The organism is Pedobacter jeongneungensis (assembly GCF_000633455.1).
In the GTDB taxonomy this organism is placed as follows: domain Bacteria; phylum Bacteroidota; class Bacteroidia; order Sphingobacteriales; family Sphingobacteriaceae; genus Pedobacter; species Pedobacter jeongneungensis_A.
Window position 1 is genome coordinate 117929 of the sequence record NZ_AYMG01000001.1, and the last position, 18749, is coordinate 136677.

The 18749-nt window shown below is 36.7% G+C and carries 19 protein-coding genes; 8 read left to right on the top strand and 11 right to left on the bottom strand.

Annotation, left to right across the window (positions count from 1 at the left end; genetic code table 11):
* Nucleotides 1–151 precede the first annotated feature (151 nt).
* Nucleotides 152–2317 (top strand): carboxy terminal-processing peptidase, encoded by a 2166-nt coding sequence (locus U859_RS0100545; protein ID WP_240182996.1) that lies wholly within the window; start codon nt 152–154, stop codon nt 2315–2317.
* 373 nt (nt 2318–2690) lie between these two features.
* Here the strand turns inward: U859_RS0100545 and U859_RS0100550 are convergent, their stop codons facing one another.
* Entirely contained in the window at nt 2691–3629 is a 939-nt protein-coding gene (locus tag U859_RS0100550) for an SPFH domain-containing protein (protein WP_025141499.1), read from the bottom strand.
* 112 nt (nt 3630–3741) lie between these two features.
* On the opposite strand from U859_RS0100550, the gene U859_RS0100555 reads away from it, so the two are divergent.
* Nucleotides 3742–3927 (top strand): hypothetical protein, encoded by a 186-nt coding sequence (locus U859_RS0100555; protein ID WP_025141500.1) that lies wholly within the window; start codon nt 3742–3744, stop codon nt 3925–3927.
* Between the two features lie 3 nt (nt 3928–3930).
* Here the strand turns inward: U859_RS0100555 and U859_RS0100560 are convergent, their stop codons facing one another.
* The 5 genes from U859_RS0100560 to U859_RS0100580 form a co-directional block, all read right to left on the bottom strand.
* Nucleotides 3931–4629, bottom strand: coding sequence for a hypothetical protein (locus tag U859_RS0100560; RefSeq protein ID WP_025141501.1), 699 nt, complete (start codon nt 4627–4629; stop codon nt 3931–3933).
* 5 nt (nt 4630–4634) lie between these two features.
* The gene (locus tag U859_RS0100565; RefSeq protein ID WP_029985315.1) at nt 4635–6749 is read right to left on the bottom strand and encodes a peptidase domain-containing ABC transporter; all 2115 of its coding nucleotides are present in this window, start codon (nt 6747–6749) and stop codon (nt 4635–4637) included.
* Nucleotides 6736–7257, bottom strand: coding sequence for a peroxiredoxin family protein (locus U859_RS0100570; RefSeq protein WP_025141502.1), 522 nt, complete (start codon nt 7255–7257; stop codon nt 6736–6738). The genes U859_RS0100565 and U859_RS0100570 overlap by 14 nt, the downstream gene beginning before the upstream one ends.
* A gap of 36 nt (nt 7258–7293) precedes the next feature.
* Nucleotides 7294–7941 (bottom strand): hypothetical protein, encoded by a 648-nt coding sequence (locus U859_RS0100575; protein WP_025141503.1) that lies wholly within the window; start codon nt 7939–7941, stop codon nt 7294–7296.
* Nucleotides 7942–8261: 320 nt separating this feature from the next.
* Nucleotides 8262–8459 carry a hypothetical protein gene (locus U859_RS0100580; protein ID WP_025141504.1) on the bottom strand — a complete coding sequence of 66 codons (198 nt, stop codon included), beginning with the start codon at nt 8457–8459 and terminating at the stop codon, nt 8262–8264.
* Nucleotides 8460–8755: 296 nt separating this feature from the next.
* On the opposite strand from U859_RS0100580, the gene U859_RS32610 reads away from it, so the two are divergent.
* Complete coding sequence (locus tag U859_RS32610; protein ID WP_025141505.1) at nt 8756–8968, top strand: helix-turn-helix domain-containing protein; 213 nt, start codon at nt 8756–8758, stop codon at nt 8966–8968.
* On the opposite strand, the gene U859_RS32440 is transcribed toward U859_RS32610, so the two are convergent.
* The 4 genes from U859_RS32440 to U859_RS0100605 all read right to left on the bottom strand — a co-directional run bounded on the left by U859_RS32440 (nt 8969) and on the right by U859_RS0100605 (nt 11061).
* Nucleotides 8969–9094 carry a hypothetical protein gene (locus U859_RS32440; protein WP_262496775.1) on the bottom strand — a complete coding sequence of 42 codons (126 nt, stop codon included), beginning with the start codon at nt 9092–9094 and terminating at the stop codon, nt 8969–8971.
* Nucleotides 9091–9276: a hypothetical protein gene (locus U859_RS0100595; protein WP_025141506.1), complete on the bottom strand. Its 186-nt coding sequence runs from the start codon at nt 9274–9276 to the stop codon at nt 9091–9093. Before U859_RS0100595 ends, U859_RS32440 begins: the two co-directional genes overlap by 4 nt.
* Before the next feature lie 44 nt (nt 9277–9320).
* Complete coding sequence (locus U859_RS0100600; RefSeq protein WP_025141507.1) at nt 9321–10418, bottom strand: CapA family protein; 1098 nt, start codon at nt 10416–10418, stop codon at nt 9321–9323.
* Nucleotides 10419–10503: 85 nt separating this feature from the next.
* A complete protein-coding gene (locus U859_RS0100605) occupies nt 10504–11061 on the bottom strand; it encodes a C40 family peptidase (RefSeq protein ID WP_025141508.1) in 558 nt (185 codons plus the stop codon).
* Nucleotides 11062–11556: 495 nt separating this feature from the next.
* Here U859_RS0100605 and pdhA point away from each other — a divergent pair, with 495 nt between their 5' ends.
* The 3 genes from pdhA (at nt 11557) to U859_RS0100625 (ending at nt 16177) form a co-directional block, all read left to right on the top strand.
* Nucleotides 11557–12552, top strand: coding sequence for a pyruvate dehydrogenase (acetyl-transferring) E1 component subunit alpha (gene pdhA / locus U859_RS0100615; RefSeq protein ID WP_025141509.1), 996 nt, complete (start codon nt 11557–11559; stop codon nt 12550–12552).
* A 31-nt stretch (nt 12553–12583) separates the two neighbouring features.
* Nucleotides 12584–14263, top strand: a complete 1680-nt coding sequence (locus U859_RS0100620; RefSeq protein ID WP_025141510.1) for a pyruvate dehydrogenase complex dihydrolipoamide acetyltransferase — start codon at nt 12584–12586, stop codon at nt 14261–14263.
* A 135-nt stretch (nt 14264–14398) separates the two neighbouring features.
* Nucleotides 14399–16177, top strand: a complete 1779-nt coding sequence (locus U859_RS0100625) for a DUF885 domain-containing protein (RefSeq protein WP_025141511.1) — start codon at nt 14399–14401, stop codon at nt 16175–16177.
* 127 nt (nt 16178–16304) lie between these two features.
* On the opposite strand, the gene U859_RS0100630 is transcribed toward U859_RS0100625, so the two are convergent.
* Nucleotides 16305–16739, bottom strand: coding sequence for a GxxExxY protein (locus tag U859_RS0100630; RefSeq protein ID WP_240182997.1), 435 nt, complete (start codon nt 16737–16739; stop codon nt 16305–16307).
* Nucleotides 16740–16895: 156 nt separating this feature from the next.
* Between U859_RS0100630 and U859_RS0100635 the strand changes: the two genes are divergently transcribed.
* Complete coding sequence (locus U859_RS0100635) at nt 16896–17447, top strand: cupin domain-containing protein (RefSeq protein ID WP_029985317.1); 552 nt, start codon at nt 16896–16898, stop codon at nt 17445–17447.
* Nucleotides 17448–17515: 68 nt separating this feature from the next.
* The gene (locus tag U859_RS0100640) at nt 17516–18745 is read left to right on the top strand and encodes a serine hydrolase domain-containing protein (protein ID WP_025141514.1); all 1230 of its coding nucleotides are present in this window, start codon (nt 17516–17518) and stop codon (nt 18743–18745) included.
* Nucleotides 18746–18749: the final 4 nt, after the last annotated feature.

Sequence of the window (18749 nt, forward strand, 5' to 3'; positions counted from 1 at the left end):
ATAAGAAATTGTTAAATAAAAAGCTTTTAGTTAGATTTGATAAAGTTTTAACAAGAGACGGTAATAATGCTGTCTCTTTTTTGTTTTTTTGCTAAAATGGTATCATATTGGCTATATAGAATTGGAAATGGATTTTAAATCATTTAAAGAGATGTTAAAGAGAATATTTTTTGTAATTTTTACCGGAGCCGTACTTGCCTGCCATGCTGCACCTAAAACTCAGCCGATAGTTGAGGGAATTACCAATATAAAGCCGGATCAGCAGCAACAGCTTGTGATTAAGGAGGTTGTGAATCTGATCGAGAGTTATAATTATAAGAAAATTCAGATTAACGATTCTATATCTTCCATTATTTTAGATAAGTACATCAAATCATTAGATCAGGGTAAAAATTATTTCCTTGCATCTGACATCAAAGAATTTGAAAAATACAGATATACTTTAGACGACGATTTTAAAAACGGCGATTTAAGTGGTCCATTTTTTATCTATAATGTATATGCTAAAAGGCTTAACGAATATTTCACATATTCGCTGACGCAGATTAAAACCAAATTCGATTTTAACCAAACCGATACTTATGTGTACGACAGGGAAAAATTACCTTGGCCAGTTTCTACAACTGCCTTAAATGATACCTGGAAGAAACGTGTTAAATACGAGCTGATTAACCTTAATTTAGCCGGAACAGCCGAAGCGAAAAATGTAGAAACTTTAACCAAACGTTATCAGAATTTACAGTCGCAAACATCTAAAATGAATAATCAGGATGTTTTCCAGATTTTGATGGATGCATTTACAGAATCTATTGATCCACATACCAATTATTTCAATCCAAGCAACGCCGCTGCTTTCAACGAAGATATGTCGCGCTCTTTTGAAGGTATCGGTGCCCGTTTACAATTGGAAAACGAGGTGGTTAAAATTTCAGAAATCATTGCCGGCGGACCTGCTTTTAAAGGTAAACAATTAAGTGCTGGCGATCGTATTATTGCTGTAGCACAAGGTGATGGTGAATTTGTTGATGTGGTAGGATGGAGATTGGATAATACGGTATCGAAAATTAAAGGCCCGAAAGGCACTAAGGTGCGTTTAAAGGTGATTCCGGTTGGAAAAGAAATGTCGTCGAAACCGGTAATTATAGAATTGGTTCGTGATAAAATTGTGTTGGAAGAAACGTCTGCCAAGAAAAAAGTAAAAACCATCAACAGCAACGGTAAAGACATTAAAATAGGTATCATCACTTTGCCAGCATTTTATGCTGATTTTAAAGCAGCCAATGCCGGAGATAAAAATTATAAAAGTACCACCCGTGATGTAAGAAAACTGATCGATTCGTTAAAAACTTACGATAAAGTAAATGCCATTGTGATGGACTTACGAGGAAACGGTGGTGGTTCTTTGGTTGAAGCTATTTCATTAACAGGTTTATTTATTGATAGAGGTCCTGTAGTGCAGGTAAAAGATTTACGTGGTAAAATTGAAGTTGACGAAGACGAAAATAGTGGTGTAGCATGGGATGGTCCTTTTGGTGTAATGGTAGACCGTTTAAGTGCATCAGCATCTGAAATTTTTGCCGGAGCCATTCAGGATTATGGCCGTGGTATTATTATGGGTAGCCAAACCTATGGTAAAGGAACCGTTCAATCTTCTATCGATTTAAACAAGCTGGTAAACCCAAGCATGTTGCAAAGGGTAGCAGGTTTAATTTCTAAAGATAAAACTGTTGGAACATCACCTAGCAGCGCCAGTGCTGCTGATATTAACTTAGGTCAGATCAATTTAACCATGGCTAAATTTTACCGTGTAGCAGGTAGCAGTACACAACATAAAGGGGTAACACCTGATGTTGTTTTCCCTTCTATTTATCCGATGGATAAAATTGGTGAGGATACTGAGCCATCTGCTTTGCCATGGGACGTAATTCCAAGTTCTAACTTTAAGGCTGTTGCCAATTTAACTGCTGTTAAAGCCCAGCTGACAAAAAATAGCGAACAACGTATCGCAAACTCTTTAGATTTCAAATACCTTAAACAGGATATCGCAGATCTTAAAAAACGTGATAATGAAGTTTCTGTAACCTTAAACGAAGCCAAGCTTAAAGCAGAACGCGAGGCTCAGGAAGCTAAAACCTTAGCAAGACAAAATGAATTAAGGGCCTTAAGAGGATTACCTGCAATTAAAAAAGGAGATAAAGTAACCAAGCAAGATGCATTCGATTTTATTGAAGACGAATCGTTAAGAGTAATGGGCGATTTTATGCAGCAATCAGGCAGTTATGTAATGAACTTAGGTTTGATGCCAAAGAATAACTAATTCAGAAATATATTTAAAGCATAAGTCCTCTTTAGTTTCCAACTAAAGAGGACTTTTTTATTCTAGACCTATGAGGTTTGATATGCAGGTTGCCTACTAAACCTCATAGGTTTAAATTTCGATAATTTTATAGTGTCAGATAGAAACATCTTAAACACTAATAAAAAACCTATGAGGTTCGATATTCAGTTGGCCTATCAAACCTCATAGGTCTAAATTTCGATAATTTTATAGTGACCGATAGAAACATCTTAAACACTAATAAAAAACCTATGAGGTTTGATATACAGGTTGCCCATTAAACCTCATAGGTCTAAATCGATATTCAGTTGGCCTATCAAACCTTATAGGTCTATTTTATAATTAAAACAGTTTATTTCTTCCCTGATGGCTCGGTTTGTTTATTTAACTGCATGGCCATCATCTCTTTCATGGTCTTATTCATCCCATCTGCACTACCATCAAGGAAAATTACATTACCATCTCCATTTTCTGCAAAGTGCTTGATTGATTCGGTCCACATGGTAAATAAGATTACTGAAATATCCAGATTAGCCTGTTCCATTTCCTGGGCAGCTTTGCTCATACCATGCGCAACCTCTGCACGGAATAAAGCAATACCCTGTCCACGTAACTGAGCTGCTTCTCGCTCGGCCGTTGCAGCAATCTTAATCGCATTACCATCTGCTTCTGCAGCTTTGGTTTTCGTAATCAGTAAAGCCTGACCTTCATTCTCAGCAGCTGCTTTTAAGTTATTCGACGCTACTACACGGCTCATGGAGCGCATAATTTCTTCATCAAAAGTAATATCATTCAGCTGAAGATCCTGTAGGTGATAACCCCAGCCATCTAAAACCTGATCAATCTGTTCTTTAACATGGAGTACAATTTCATTACGTTGAGCCAGTACGTTTGCCTGCTTCTGTGTGGCTACATAAGCACGAATTGAACCTTCAATGGTCCTGATTAACGCTTGCATCAGGTTGGTGGCATCTACGAATTTAAATGCTACATTTTTAATGGTCTCTTCATCCTGATTTACCACAGAATATAAAAGCATGGCTTTAAAATATACATTCGCCTGATCTTGTGTTACCGCCTGGAACGAAAGCTCTACTGAACGGTTCTGAATCGAAATGCGAGAATAAATCTGCTCTATTAATGGGATTTTAAAATTTAAACCTGGTCTTAACTGACGGCGGTACTTACCGAAAACTGTTACCACCGCGATGGTTCCCTGTTTAACGGTAACGAACGAGCTAAGTAGGATAATAAATGCTACAATAGCTACAACGTAAATGGTGTATTGCATAATTAGATTTTTTTATGAAGTTATAAAAAAATAAACACAAACGATTAATACTCCATTTTACAGCGCTCAAACAAAAGCCTGAAAATTTTGTCTTATGTTAAAAAATAGAATCATGAACGTAAAACGTACTTTTGGAACAGTATTAACCATATTAGGTATAATCGGCTTAATTTATGCCGGATATGGCTTTGTAAACCACAGTCAAAATACTAGGGGACTGATGGTTTATGGTATCATCGGACTGATATTTTTTGTTTCAGGGATCGGTTTGGTGAAGAATACGAAGGATGAGAGTTAGAGGCTATCCTTCTTTAAAATATTCAATTTTAAACTCTTGTAGAAATCGTTTTAAATAAATGTTTTTATTTCTTGTATTATCATGTGATAATTTGAAAATATTAAATTCCATAAATGGTATTAATACAATAAGATAGCAAGAAACTTCAGCGAATAATGATAACCAAGCAACGGAGCTAGGTTTTAAATCTTGCGTTAATCTAGGAATAAGGCATCCAGATATTATAAATACAGCTAACCAGCCAATAATTTTTGTGCATTTCCAATCATATTTATCTGTTGAATAATTACTGATAAAGTCGGCTTCTATTATGTTATAAATGTCAATGCTAATCTTACATTTGTTACAATATTTTTCAAATAGTTTGTGCTGAAGTCGAGAGAAATCATCTTTATGGTAAACATTGTTTTGTATCTGGAAATTTAAATGTCTAGAATCTTCATTTAAGACTTTAAAGTTTTCCTTGCCACTCTTTTTACGTGTAAAATATATAATCGACAATAAAAATAATAGAGATGTACTGTAAAAATTCTTATAGTACCAACAACAAAACATAGCTGCTGCAAGAATTAACGCGACTACAACCAAACCACCATAATATATTGTTTTAGCATTAGCTGAATATCTTTTTATCATTAATGTACGATATGAGATTTTCTTTGTTAGAAAATCAATAGCTTTTTCTATTCTATTTGTTTCCATAATATTTAATTGTGGGTATAAATTCTAATTTCTCCATTTTCTACCATGTAAATTTCGTCTGCAATTTTAGTTGTACTTTCTTTATGGGTAATTAGGAGAATAGCCATTTGTTCTTTCAGTCCTATGAGTAGATTTAAAATGAATGTTTCTGTTTTCGGATCTAAGGCCGCTGTAGCTTCATCCAATAAAAGAAGTTGTGGTTTAGTAAATAATGCCCTTAATAGCGCAACAATTTGCTTTTGCCCTCCAGAAAGATTTAAGCCATCTTCTCCTACTTTGGTAAATATTCCAGCAGGAAATTGATTAAAATAATTATCCAAATCATATTGCTTGCATAAGTCTATAACAAGTTTAAAATCATCTTCTTTATTGCTCAAACATATATTTTCAATAATAGAGCAGTTAAAGAGTTTTATTTCTTGAGGTACTGTAGCAATAATTTCACGCCAGCCTTTAGTTGGTAGCTCCAATAAATTAATATTTCCATTTATTAAAATACTACCTGTTTCATGCTGATAAAATTTTTGCAATAGCTGGAGAATGGTGCTCTTACCGCAGCCGCTCTCGCCAATTAATACGGTTATGTTTCCTTTTCTAAGGGTTACATTTACATTTTTTAATAAAAGACTTCTGCCAGCAAAACGAAAACTGAGATTTTTGATTTCTAGTTTTTCGAATAAACTGTTCCCTTCATTGTTTGAAGAAATGCTTTTTTCTGGTCCTAACGATGCGAATTCATACATTCTGTTGTAAGCAACTTTTGCTTCCTGAATCTGTAAGTTGGTTAGCATTAATCTGGTGCATGAAGGTATGATGCCAATTCCTATTGAAAGAATAGCCATCATTTCACCTATTTTTAACGTTTTTTCTAAGGTTAAAAATGCTGTTTCGGCCATTATAGCAATAATAATAACCGTAGCTAAAACCTCAACAATTAGGCTAAACCTATTACCTGTTTTGCCAAGGATTATGCTATTTAATTGAAACTGCGAAAAGAAGTTGCGGATTTTTTTGGCGTACTGATTTTCCTTGCCAAGAGATTTGATTACATCAATCCCTTGCATAGTGTCGATGTAATTACTTTCATTGGCTGAATATGTGGCCATTACATTGGTATTTTGGGTTATGATTTTCCCATTATACTTCCATGCACAGAATCCCATTAATGGAATAGCTGTTAAAGCCGTTAATGCAATAGTATAATGAAAAGTGAAAAGATAAACGGAGGAAATCACAATAATCAAAAAATCGATTACAAATGTACCGCTAAGATAAGCGATGCTTTTCTGGATGCGCATGGTATCGTTTAACCGTGCAATTAGATCCCCTGTTTTACGGCTATCAAAGAATAACTTAGGTAAGCATAAGAGCTTTTCCACAAAACTGCTGTTGATGCGTTCGTTAAAATCTTTTGCCTGCTGCAATAAAAACAACTGACGTATAAAGCTAATGCCACTTTTTGCCAAAAGCAGTATAAATAAAATGCAAAAACCACTAAACATGCGTTTTATTTCCTGTTTTGGTATAATTTCATCTACCAGTTTTTGGGTAAATATCGAAGTAGATAGGCCTAGGGCTGCAATCACGATCCCTAAAAAAGTAGTTGTTAAAAGGATGTTGATATCGTCTTTTAATAAAGAAAACAACCATTTTATTTTTGCATTATTTTCTGTTTTGCTCTTGATAAAAGTATCGTTTGGTTCGAGTGTAAGCAAAACCTTGCTTTTCCAAAATTTTTGCAATTCTGAATTATCCCAATAAGATACTCCGGTTGCAGGATCGCCAATAAGGAATTTTCTTGTTTTATCATTGTATCCGTAGTTTAGAACAAAGTGCTCTAAACCATTCTCTAGTGCTAAATGTAACAGGCTAAGTTGTTTTAAATCAAAAAGGTGTTCAAGCTCTGCTTCAAAACCTTCAGCAGTAATCCCTATTGTTTCAGCACATTGTATTAGGCCTAATAAGGTTGTACCAAAACCATCAGTACCACTTAGTTTTCTTAAATTTTCAAGGTTGTTATTACCTTCAAAATAACGCACAGCAGAAAGTAGGCAGGCTACACCACAATCGCTTTCATCTTGTTGTAAAATAAATGTTCGTTTGGCCTTATTGATCATCATCCAAATATTTAATTAGAGCATCAATCTTAACTTCTCCAGCATATTCTTTTATTAACCGGTGCTGAGCATTATAGATATAAACAGAGGGAGTAACAGCTTTACCGAACCATTTGTAAAAACTGTAATCCTTATCGTAAAGCCAAATAAAACCGGCAGCATCAAGTTTATAAGTTTTTGCAAATGCAGTTGTTTCTTTTGGCGTATTGGTAGAAACCATTATCACCAAGGTATTTTTAAATGCATTTATGTTTTTACTAATCTGTTTTGCTTCATATTGGCAGTGTTCACATTCAGCATTGTAGTAAAAAATGCAAATAGGTTTATCTTCCTTCAGATCTTTTGCAGAAAAAGGTTTTTCTTCTTGATTATACAATAGAAAATTAGGCAAGGTCTGTTTTTGCAATGCTATGGCTTTTTTACTGTTGTATTTCTTTATGATGTTGTAAGCCAAAAAAATACCAATGCTAAAAGTCAGTAAGCCAATAGCTATAATTAATTTATTTTTCATTAATGCTTAATAAAGAAGGATATTATTTAGATAAGTTTATGTTGAAGGGCTTATGCTTACCGTAATAAACATCACACAGATGATCCATAAAACCAACGCTGGTATGTAACCAGAAAAAACTACTTTAATTCCGTGATTGATATCGGTACCCATTGCTTGTTTAATGCCCCCTGCCAATAATATCCAATATAAAATCTCAAATACATTAAAGGTTTGAAACGGGTAGATAAACAGCGCAGAAAGATTTTCTATTTTAAAGAGATTTAAAGCCGATAGGGGATAGAATTGCTGAATATCGCTTAAGGTATAATCCGTTTTAAAGAATAAAAACCATATGAGTTTTATCAGTTGCGGGATCAGAAAAATAAATTCTGCAGTTAAGGCTATTCTAAAGGTATCAGAAAATTTTAGTTTGCTGTTGTTTAAGAGTAAGCCAGCTTGTAGGCATAAGGTAATTATAAAAATTTTCAAAAGTAGCCAAACTGGAATGAAAATATAACTTATCCAAAGGTGTCTAACTTCGATATCAAAAATTTCATCTATAGTTTCATTTTCTAACTGATTTTGAAATGTATTATAAAATGCTTCTTGAGTAATTAAAAGAGAATTGAAAATATAGATCAGTGTCAGGGTTAAAAGTAGAATGGTAATAAATAGAATTGGAGTTCTCAAACTATTATTCATTAAAATCTTATTTGAGTATCAAAAACTTGGCAGTACATGATTTAAGTACTGCCAAATATTGCTATATGCCAAAATACAACTCTTTAAAATATTTAAGTTGATAATAAGGTGATGCAATAAACATTTTCCAGCTTTCTGATTTTTTTAATAATCCTAGATCTACCAATCTAAGCCCATCTACAAATGGTCTATAAATTAGCACGTAAATACAGAATGAAATAAAAAAAAACAATGAACTATTGTGCACTGCGCACCAGTATAGAAAAGGAAAAGGTAGTAATATTATTATATAATAAGATAAAAGTTTCATGTTTGTTTATTTATGAAAATCCATTGGCACCCGCACATGCTGATGCATACGCAAAAAATCCTGCTGGTGTTAATGCTGAAACACCCCATGCTAATACTGAAGCCCAACCGTGGCCAGAGTAGACATCACTGATACAATCCATAGTATTTTGTCCTGCTTTTTTTCCTCCGGTTAAATTTTCTATTTTTTCAAATTCTAATTTTTTCATTTTGTTTAAATTTTAAGTTTAAGTGGTTTCTCAATTCTTGCTCGCGAAGCAATAACTAAAAGTATAGTGTGTAAATCGATATTCCTAACCGTCATTTGTTTAAATTATAGATAATATGGTTGGCATAGCGTAAGAGGGCATTGTAGATTAATTGATTAGAGGTTTTAACTAAGGATTTATATCTAGTAACTATAGATGCTTTAGGAAATAATTTACTTTTTAATCTAATTTATGCTATATTGGGATATTATAACCAAGAGGTTGTCATCCCTAAGCCTCTTATATTTTCTAAATAAATGGATGACAATAAATACGAAGCTATAAGTAAAAAGATCAGGATAACTAGAGTAGCATTGGGTTATAGCCAAGAGTATATGGCGCAAGAACTGAATATCTCGCAGAATGTTTATTCAATAAATGAAAGGAATATGAAGGACGTACCTTTAGAAAGAGTGATGCGAATATGTAATGTTCTGAATCTCCCTATTGAGGAGTTATTGAAAGGTTAGCTACCCCTTCCTTCTAAACTTCTTTGATAAAAGAAAAAGTACAACCGCTGCGCCAATAGCTAAACCAAGATAAATTCCATCTTTAAAGTTTGCAGCATTTGTAGTTTCTAAAAGAACAGCAATCATTTTTGTTTCTTTTTGTGTTTGATGATCTGGTATTGACTAAAAGCGACCAGGCAACCTGCTAAAATGATAATCCCGGCAGATAAAAGGTTTTTGGGGTTTTGCTGAATGTAGTAAGCAGCTGCCAAAACTAAAATAGCCGCTGCGATACCGATAATATAGTGAAGTATTAATCCCGTTTTCATAAGGCAAATATTCTGAATTAATTTGAGATTGGTGTCGCAGAAGATTAATCTTTTAAACTGATTTTGTTTTCTTCAAATTTAAGTTGATGACCTTTGAAATCAATATCGGTCAGTTCTTTTATACGTTTAAAAGCGCTATGATTATCATCTAAGGTTAACCGGCTAATTTTATCCTGTTTAATGGATACCACATCTGCATATAGGAAATCACCTTTGCCATTTATTTTTAGCTGAAGCAATGGAGCAATACCGTTGTTGCCCTTTAGACTGAACATCCCATAGGTGCAAAAATTGCCCAGACTGTAAGCTATGAATTTGTTTTTATATACTTCAACCGCTCTTGCTACATGTGGCCCATGGCCAAGCACCACATCGGCCCCGGCATCGATTACGGCATGAGCAAAAGCATAAACATTGCCTCTGTTTTCTTTGTAAAAGATCTCATTTTTACGGGGAACATGTTCAAATCTGGCACCTTCACCTCCACCATGGAAGGAAACAATTACAATATCGGCCATGGTTTTTAAACGTGCAACCAAGGCTTTTGCGCTGTCGATTTTATTAATGGATACCGTATTCTCGTTTGGCGCAAAAGCACAGAAAGCATATTTTATGCTGTCTTTCTCAAAAACCTCAAAAGGTTTATTTACCTGCCCCGCATAGTGAATCTGCAATGAATCTAAAATTCTTGCCGTATTTTTTCTTCCTTTGGCATCAAAATCGCCAACGTGGTTATTGGCAATGCTCAATACATTAAATCCCGCGTTTTTATATATGCCGGCGTAACGTTCGGGCATTCTGAAGGCATAACAGTTATTCGGGTTGATGCCGTTGCATTTATTCGAATTGCCCGAATTTAGAAAACAGCCTTCCAGGTTCCCAAATACGATATCACCTTTTAACAAACTATCTACTGCCTTAAAACTGTTGATGGCATCATCAGGAGGAAGATTAGTCTTGGATGGAAAAGCAGAGCCCAGCATAATATCACCAACCGCGGTAATTGATATCGTATCCTTTATTTTCCTGATCACCGTGTCTTGTTTAGCTATCGGCGCAGCAACCTGGGCATTATTACTGGTGCAACTGATTAGTATAATTACGGTAAGGGATGATAATATTAAGGTATTGAAAAATTTCATTCTGGACTTTTGTGGTATAAAAAAAATCCTCCGAAATTTCTTTAGGAGGATTCTATATTTTTATTAACTGTTAAGGCTAACTGAACTATTCTACTTCAAATTCTTTCTTAAACGATTCTAAAACACGCCCACCTTTGTAGAAGTAACGGCTGTAATAAGGTTCGTTCAGGTTGCTGATCACTACACCACGCGAGCTGGATGCGTGTGCGAACCTGTTGTCGCCGAGGTAAATACCAACGTGTGAAATACTTCTGCTTTTAATTTTAAAGAAAACCAGATCGCCTTCTTTCAAATCTTCTTTAGATAGCGGATCTACCATGCTAAAAATATCGCGCGAATTTCTTCTGATGGTAGTGTTGAAAACTTTGTCGTAAATCGCTTTAGTAAAAGCCGAGCAATCAATACCTCTTTTGCTGTTTCCACCATAACTATATGGTGTTCCGATCCATTCGTATATAAACTTGTAGAGTTTTAAATTCGAGGTCGCATCTACCGCAACACCCATTACCTGCGAAAAATATTGTGATGCAAGGTTATCAGGGTCATTTAATTCTTTACCAGATTCTTTTGTTTTTGTTTGCGCAAATGCGGTTGAGAGCGTGCAGATAGCGATTAGGGTAGAAAACAAAATTTTTTTAATCATGTTATACAGTTATGTTTGGGTATTCACTTACACATTAACGTACACCACATGGGCTTATTGTTGGTTGTCAAAAGTATTGATTATACAAATGTTATCCAAATGTAATGTTATAAAAAATGAAAGTTATTAACATTTTTGTTTTTTATCCACCGTTTTTGAGTAAAATTTCGGCTTAAAATTATCTTTTTTAAATGTTTTTTTCTTTTCGGATATTCCTATATGGTTTAAGTTAGTGTTATTTTTAAATTATGGAAATACGCCCTTATGCAGAATTAAATTTTAGAATAAATTGAATACTTATTATGATAAAGGGCATTGATTTAATTATGTGAAATCAGTATTAAATCTTTAAAAGTGTTTGTGGTTTGTATTTAATTGTAAAACAACTGTTAAATCTGATTTTAGCCCTAATACCATGATGTTTTTACACTTAAAAGTGCCAAAAATTACAATAAAAAAATTAGATTTGCTGTCGCAAAAAACAAATACCCTAAAATGAGTGCAGTAGAAATAAATAAAGATACCTGGTTAAAGTGGTTTGAGTCGATGTTGCTGATGCGCAAATTCGAAGAAAAAACCGGCCAGTTATACGGACAACAAAAAATACGTGGCTTTTGTCATTTATACATTGGACAAGAAGCTGTAGTTGCAGGTGCAATATCTGCGATGCAAAAAGGCGACTCAATGATTACCACTTACCGTGATCATGCCCATGCCTTAGCTTTAGGAGTAAGTGCCGATAGTATTATGGCAGAAATGTACGGTAAAGCTACAGGTTGCTCTAAAGGTAAAGGTGGTTCAATGCACATGTTCAGTAAAGAGCATAACTTCTACGGAGGACATGCAATTGTTGGCGGTCAGATTCCTCTAGGTGCTGGCGTTGCTTTTGCAGAAAAATATAAAGGTACCGATAATGTTAACATTTGTTATATGGGTGATGGTGCTGTGCGCCAGGGTGCATTAAACGAAACTTTTAACATGGCCATGCTTTGGAAATTGCCTGTTGTTTTTGTTTGCGAAAACAATGGTTATGCTATGGGTACCTCAGTACAACGTACTACCAACATGACCGATATTTATAAAATTGGTTTAGGTTTTGATATGCCATGTGCACCAGTTGATGGTATGGATCCGGTTGCGGTTCACAACGCAATGGATGAGGCTATTCAACGTGCACGTAAAGGTGAAGGACCAACTTTCTTGGAAATGAGAACTTACCGTTACCGTGGCCACTCGATGTCTGATCCGGCAAAATACCGTACCAAAGAAGAATTAGAAGATTACAAAGCAAAAGATCCTGTTGAGCATGCAAGAGAAACTATTTTGAAAGAAAAGTATGCAGACGAAGCATGGATTGAAGAAGTAGAAGCTAAAGTAAAAGCAACTGTTGATCAGGCAGTAAAATTTGCTGAAGAATCTCCTTGGCCGGAAGCATCTGAGTTATACAAAGATGTATACATGACCGAGAACTACCCTTACGTAATGGACTAATATTAAATAAGATTTCAATTAATTAGATATAATGGCTGATGTAATTAAAATGCCCAAAATGAGCGACACCATGACCGAAGGGGTTTTGGCGAAGTGGCATAAAAAAGTGGGCGATAAAGTGAAAAGCGGCGATGTTTTGGCAGAAGTAGAAACTGACAAGGCAACAATGGATATGGAATCTTATTGGGATGGTACGCTTTTATACGTAGGTGTAGAAGAAGGATCAGCTGTTCCGGTTGATGCCATCATGGCCGTTATCGGTAAAGAAGGCGAAGATTATAAAGCGGCATTGGAAGCAGAACAGTCTGGAAGTCAGGAGTCGGCAAGTCCGAAGTCTGAAAGTAAAGACGAAGCTCCTAAAGCTGAAGATAAAAAAGAAGAAGCTGCCCCTGCTCAAGGCGGTGGCTTAAGCGAAGAAGAATTGGCTGCTAAAGGTGTTACGGTTATCCGCATGCCTTTATTAAGCGATACCATGACCGAAGGCGTAATTGCCGAATGGCATAAAAAAGTTGGCGATAAAGTTAAGGATGACGATGTTCTTGCTGATGTAGAAACCGATAAGGCCACTATGGAAGTAATGGGTTATGCAACCGGAACTTTATTACACATCGGTGTAGAAAAAGGTCAGGCTGCTAAAGTAAACGGAATTATCGCCATTGTTGGCCCGGAAGGAACCGATGTTAGCGGAATTTTAGCAGGTGGTTCAGCTCCAGCCCCTAAAGCTGAAAGCGCAGAAGCACCAAAAGAAGAAAAACAAGCTGCAACTGCTGATGCTAGCACATCTGCTCCAGTAGCAGAAAGTTCTTCAGATAGCCGCGTTAAAGCATCTCCTTTAGCTAAGAAAATTGCTAAAGATAAAGGGATCGATTTAGCACAGGTTGCAGGTAGTGCAGAAGGTGGTCGTATCATTAAAAAAGATATCGAAAACTTTAAACCATCGGCTGCGCCTGCTAAAGCGGAGTCTGCATCAGTTCCTGCTGCTGAGAAAGCTGCTGCACCAGCACCAGTGATTCCTACTTTTGTTGGCGAAGTTAAATATACAGAAGCTCCGGTTTCGCAAATGCGTAAAGTAATTGCTAAACGTTTGGCCGAAAGTTTATTTACTGCTCCACATTTCTACTTAACCATCAGTATTGATATGGACAACGCAATGGCTGCACGTACTGCCATTAACACAGTTGCTCCGGTTAAGGTTTCTTTCAACGATATCGTAATTAAAGCGGTTGCTGTTGCCTTGAAAAAACACCCAGCGGTTAACTCTTCATGGGGTGGCGATAAAATCAGGTTTAACGAGCACACCAACATTGGTGTAGCCATGGCTGTTGAAGACGGTTTATTGGTGCCAGTGGTACGTTTTGCTGATGGTAAATCATTGTCGCACATTTCTGCTGAAGTAAAAGATTTCGGTGGAAAAGCAAAAGCTAAAAAATTGCAACCTGCAGATTGGGAAGGTTCTACTTTCACCGTATCTAATTTAGGTATGTTTGGTATTGATGAGTTTACGTCAATTATCAATTCTCCTGATGGCGCAATTTTATCAGTAGGTGCTATCCAACAGGTTCCTGTTGTTAAAAACGGTGCTGTTGTTCCTGGTAACGTAATGAAATTAACTTTAGGTTGCGATCACCGTGTGGTTGATGGTGCAACAGGAGCACAATTCTTACAAACGTTAAAAGGTTTATTGGAAGAGCCGATCAGGTTATTAGCGTAATCAGTTAGCAATTCACAGTTTACACTGACTACATATTGAAAGCCATCCTTTTTGGATGGCTTTTTTGCGTTTAAGGCTTTTCGTAAATGGCGACTTAATTTGCTATTTTTGATTAAAGACCTTAAACCAAAACAAATGAAAAAAACTCTTCTTTTTGCTGCCTGCATTACTGCAATGCTCGCCTGTAAGCAAAAAAACAGTTCTGATAGTGGTGCAGAAAATGAAGCTTTTGCTGCCCTTTGCGAACAATATTATCAGGATGGATTAAAAATAAACCCTTTAAACGCCACCTACATTGGTGATGAACGTTATAACGATCTTTTGGCAAACGATGGGTCGCAAGCTTATTTAAAAGAGTTTAGAAGCTACAATCAGCGTTATCTGGATAGCTTGGGTAAATACGACCGCGAAAGCCTGAGTGCAAACGATAAATTATCTTTTGATTACCTGAAAGATCAATTGGAAATCAATTTAGAAGGCTTGAAATATCATTCAGAATACCTGCCATTTAACCAAATGACTGCTTTGCCCCTAACCATTGGGCAATTGGGTTCCGGAACGGGAGCCCAGCCCTTTAAAACCGTAAAAAATTATGAGGATTGGTTAAAACGTGCTGATGCATTTTCGGCATGGGCAGATACTGCGATTGGAAACTTCAAAAAAGGTGTGGCAGCAGGCATTGTATTGCCAAAAGCATTGGTGGTAAAAATGATCCCGCAGATGCAAAGCATGGTGGTGGCTAAACCAGAAGAAAGTTTATTCTATGGTCCCATTAAATCAATTCCAAACAGTTTTTCTGCGGCAGACAAACAACGCTTAACAGCAGCTTACCGCAATTCGATTACCAATGTGATTATCCCAACCTATAAAAAACTAGGCGATTACCTACAAAATGAATACCTGCCAAAAAGCCGTGCAACTTCTGGTTATTCTGCTATGCCAGGTGGATTGGCCTGGTATACTTATCTGGTAAAACAACAAACCACCACTAATAAAACACCTGAAGAAATTTATCAGACCGGTTTAAAAGAGGTTGCCCGCATTAAAGGGCAAATGGATAGCATTAAAAACCTGGTTGGTTTTAAGGGCGATTTAAAGGCCTTTTTCGAATACATGAAAACGGATAAAAAATTCATGCCCTATAAAACGTCGAAAGAAATTTTAGCTGCTTTTGAGAATATTCACCAGCGCATGAAACCTAATCTCAAAAAAATGTTTGAGGTAGAGCCTAAAACACCTTTCGAAATCCGTCAGACCGAAGCTTTCAGGGCGGCGTCAGCCAGTGCGGAGTATAATCAGGGCTCAGCAGACGGTTCACGTCCAGGCATCTTTTACGTGCCGATTTTGGATGCCAAAACATTCAATACTACTTCGGGCATGGAATCGCTTTTTCTTCATGAAGCTATCCCTGGTCACCATTACCAGATTTCTTTAACGCAGGAGAACAAATCGTTACCAAATTTCCGCCGTTTTGGTGGACACAATGCCTATGTAGAAGGCTGGGCGCTTTATTGCGAATCGCTGGGTAAAGAACTGGGGCTTTATCAGGATCCTTATCAGCACATGGGCGCATTGGGTGATGAGATGCACCGCGCCATTCGCTTGGTGGTTGATGTGGCCATCCATAGCAAGAATATGAGCAGGGAAGATGCCATTAAATACATGACGGATAATGAAGCCATCAGTACTGAAGGTGCTACCGCAGAAATAGAACGTTACATGGGCATGCCTGCACAGGCCTTAGGTTACAAAACCGGTGCGATGAAAATACGCGAGCTAAGGGCTAAATATGAAAAAGAACTGGGACCAAAATTTAAACTTGCCGCTTTTCATACCGCAGTGTTAAAAGACGGATCTTTCCCTTTATCGGTTTTTGAAGCCAAAATGGATGCCTGGGCAGCAAGCCAGAAGTAAGATCCTTTTTGTCATTGTGAATGCATGAAAAGCCCTTTAATTTGTTAAGTTTTCCCGCAGATACCGCAAAAAACGCAGATAAAATACCTAGGTCTGTGTTAATCTTCTTAAATCTGCGGGAAAACATTCACAAAAGACCATTTACTTTTCTCCAGATAGATTCAGATATGTTTGAAGAATTAAAATTAACAAGCAATCCTAGCTTTAAGCCTGAAAGCTTGAGATATGTGAGCACTTGCTTATGATGTACCGGAGCAACTGTTTCTACAGATTTGATTTCAATAATCACCAAATCATTTATCAATAAGTCTATGCGATAGCCTGTATCTAATATTATGCCTTCAAAAACTATTGGTAATTGTACTTGCTGTTTAACTTTTAGGCCATTTTCAGTTAAAACATAGGATAGCACTGTTTCGTAAGCAGATTCTAATAAACCAGGGCCTAATGCATTGTAAACTGTAAATATTGCCCCCCTAATCAGATAGGAGATATCGTTCTCATCCATAATATCAAAATTTAATGGCATTCTTAAATCAGGATGATTAATTAAAAATACCATAATCTCCGTAATTATCAAAATTATAACTTTGGTTTATGCACAAGTAGAACCGCTCTGCGCTGATCTTCTTAAATCTGCGGGATAATTAAAAAAGCTATTCATCAAATCCCGAAACCCTTTTCCAATTCCTTTGTTAATTATTAAAACACCCAAATCATGGACAAAGAAAAATTGATACAAGAAGCTTACCTGGTTGCGCACAAGATAGAAGAGAATGGCAATTTCCCCAATAACCCTACTTTGCCATTAATGATATATAAAGGTACTTTCAGGTTGCATCCTGATGATACCGAAGAAGTGATCAGAAAGGTTTTTGCACAGAATGGCTACACCAATTCGTGGGTTGATGGCATTTTCGATTATCACCATTACCACAGCAATACACATGAAGTAATGGGCGTGTTCTGCGGCAAGGCTGATGTACAGTTTGGAGGAGAACATGGTGTTTGTGTTGAGCTGGATAAAGGTGACGTGATCATCATTCCGGCAGGTGTAGCCCATAAAAAATTAAACTCCAGCGACGACTTTACGGTAGTTGGTGCTTATCCAAATGGTGCAGAATATAATATGAAATATGGCAGGGCAGAAGAGCGTCCGGAAGCGGATGAAGACATTGCCAAGGTAAAAAATCCCGATAGCGATCCTGTTTATGGTAGCAAAGGCCATTTATTTGAGTGCTGGTACAATCAAAAATGCGAAAATGTGTAAAACTCTTTCGTTTTTACCGTCTAAAATTCTTTAATTTTCGGGTTTTAAATACACTATCCCTGATATAAATGAATTTTCGATATATATGTTCAGCATTAGCCCTCTCCGCAACTTTACTAACCGCATGTTCAGGCAAAAAAGCTGAAGAAAAAAAGGCAGCTGAAAAAAAGATACGCACTAAAGAAGACGATAAAGCAGACAGCCTTTTATTAGTATACAATCCACAAAAAGGCGACAAATGGATTGCTGATTTTGTAGATAACCTGCACAAGAAATTTGGTTTTAACGGAAATATGCTGGTAGCCAAAGACGGAAAAATCCTTTATGAAAAAGCGATTGGATGGGCCGATTACCTGCACCGCGACAGCCTAACCATCAACTCTGAATTTGAATTGGCTTCGATTACCAAAACCTTTACCGGTACGGCCATTATGCAATTGGTAGAAGCAGGAAAACTTTCGTTAAACGACAACGTAAAAAAGTTTTTCCCTAATTTTCCTTACGAGGGTATCACGGTGAAGTTATTGCTTTCGCACCGCAGCGGCATGATGAATTACGTGTACTTTATCGACGATATCTGGCGTAAAGAAAAACGGAACATGAAAAAAGGGGTAACCAACCAGGAAGTAATGGATGTGATTGCCGAACGTAAACCTAATCCTTATACCAAACCCGATAACCGTTTTCATTATAATAACTCAAATTTTATGGTTTTGGGTGCGATTATAGAGAAAGTAACCGGACAGCGTTATTCGCAGTATATGATGGAGCATGTTTTTAAACCGGCAGGATTAAAGCATACTCACGTATATAGCACAACCGAATACGAAAAAATCCCTGTTGATGTGGTTGGTCACGACCGTACCTGGCGCTATTCGGTAGCACAGAACTTTCTGGATGGCCCGGTTGGAGATAAAGGGATTTATAGTACCGTGCACGATTTAGTGCTTTTCGACAAATACTTAAAAAACGGAAGATTATTAACCCAAAAGAGCCTCGATTCCGCCTATACCGGCCACAATAAACCTGTAAATGGACACTTTAACTACGGTTACGGCTGGAGAATGTTCGATGGCGAAAAAATGGACAAAGTGGTGTATCATACGGGCTGGTGGCATGGTTTCCGCCATATTTACGTAAGAGATCTAAACAAAAACATTGTTATTGTGTTTTTAGGCAACCTGACCAACGGAAGTTTAATGCATCTCGATGATCTTTATAAACACTTCGACATGCCGATTATCCGTAAGGGTGCTTACCATGGCAACGGAAGTTTGCCTGGTTCTGACGAAGATTAATTTT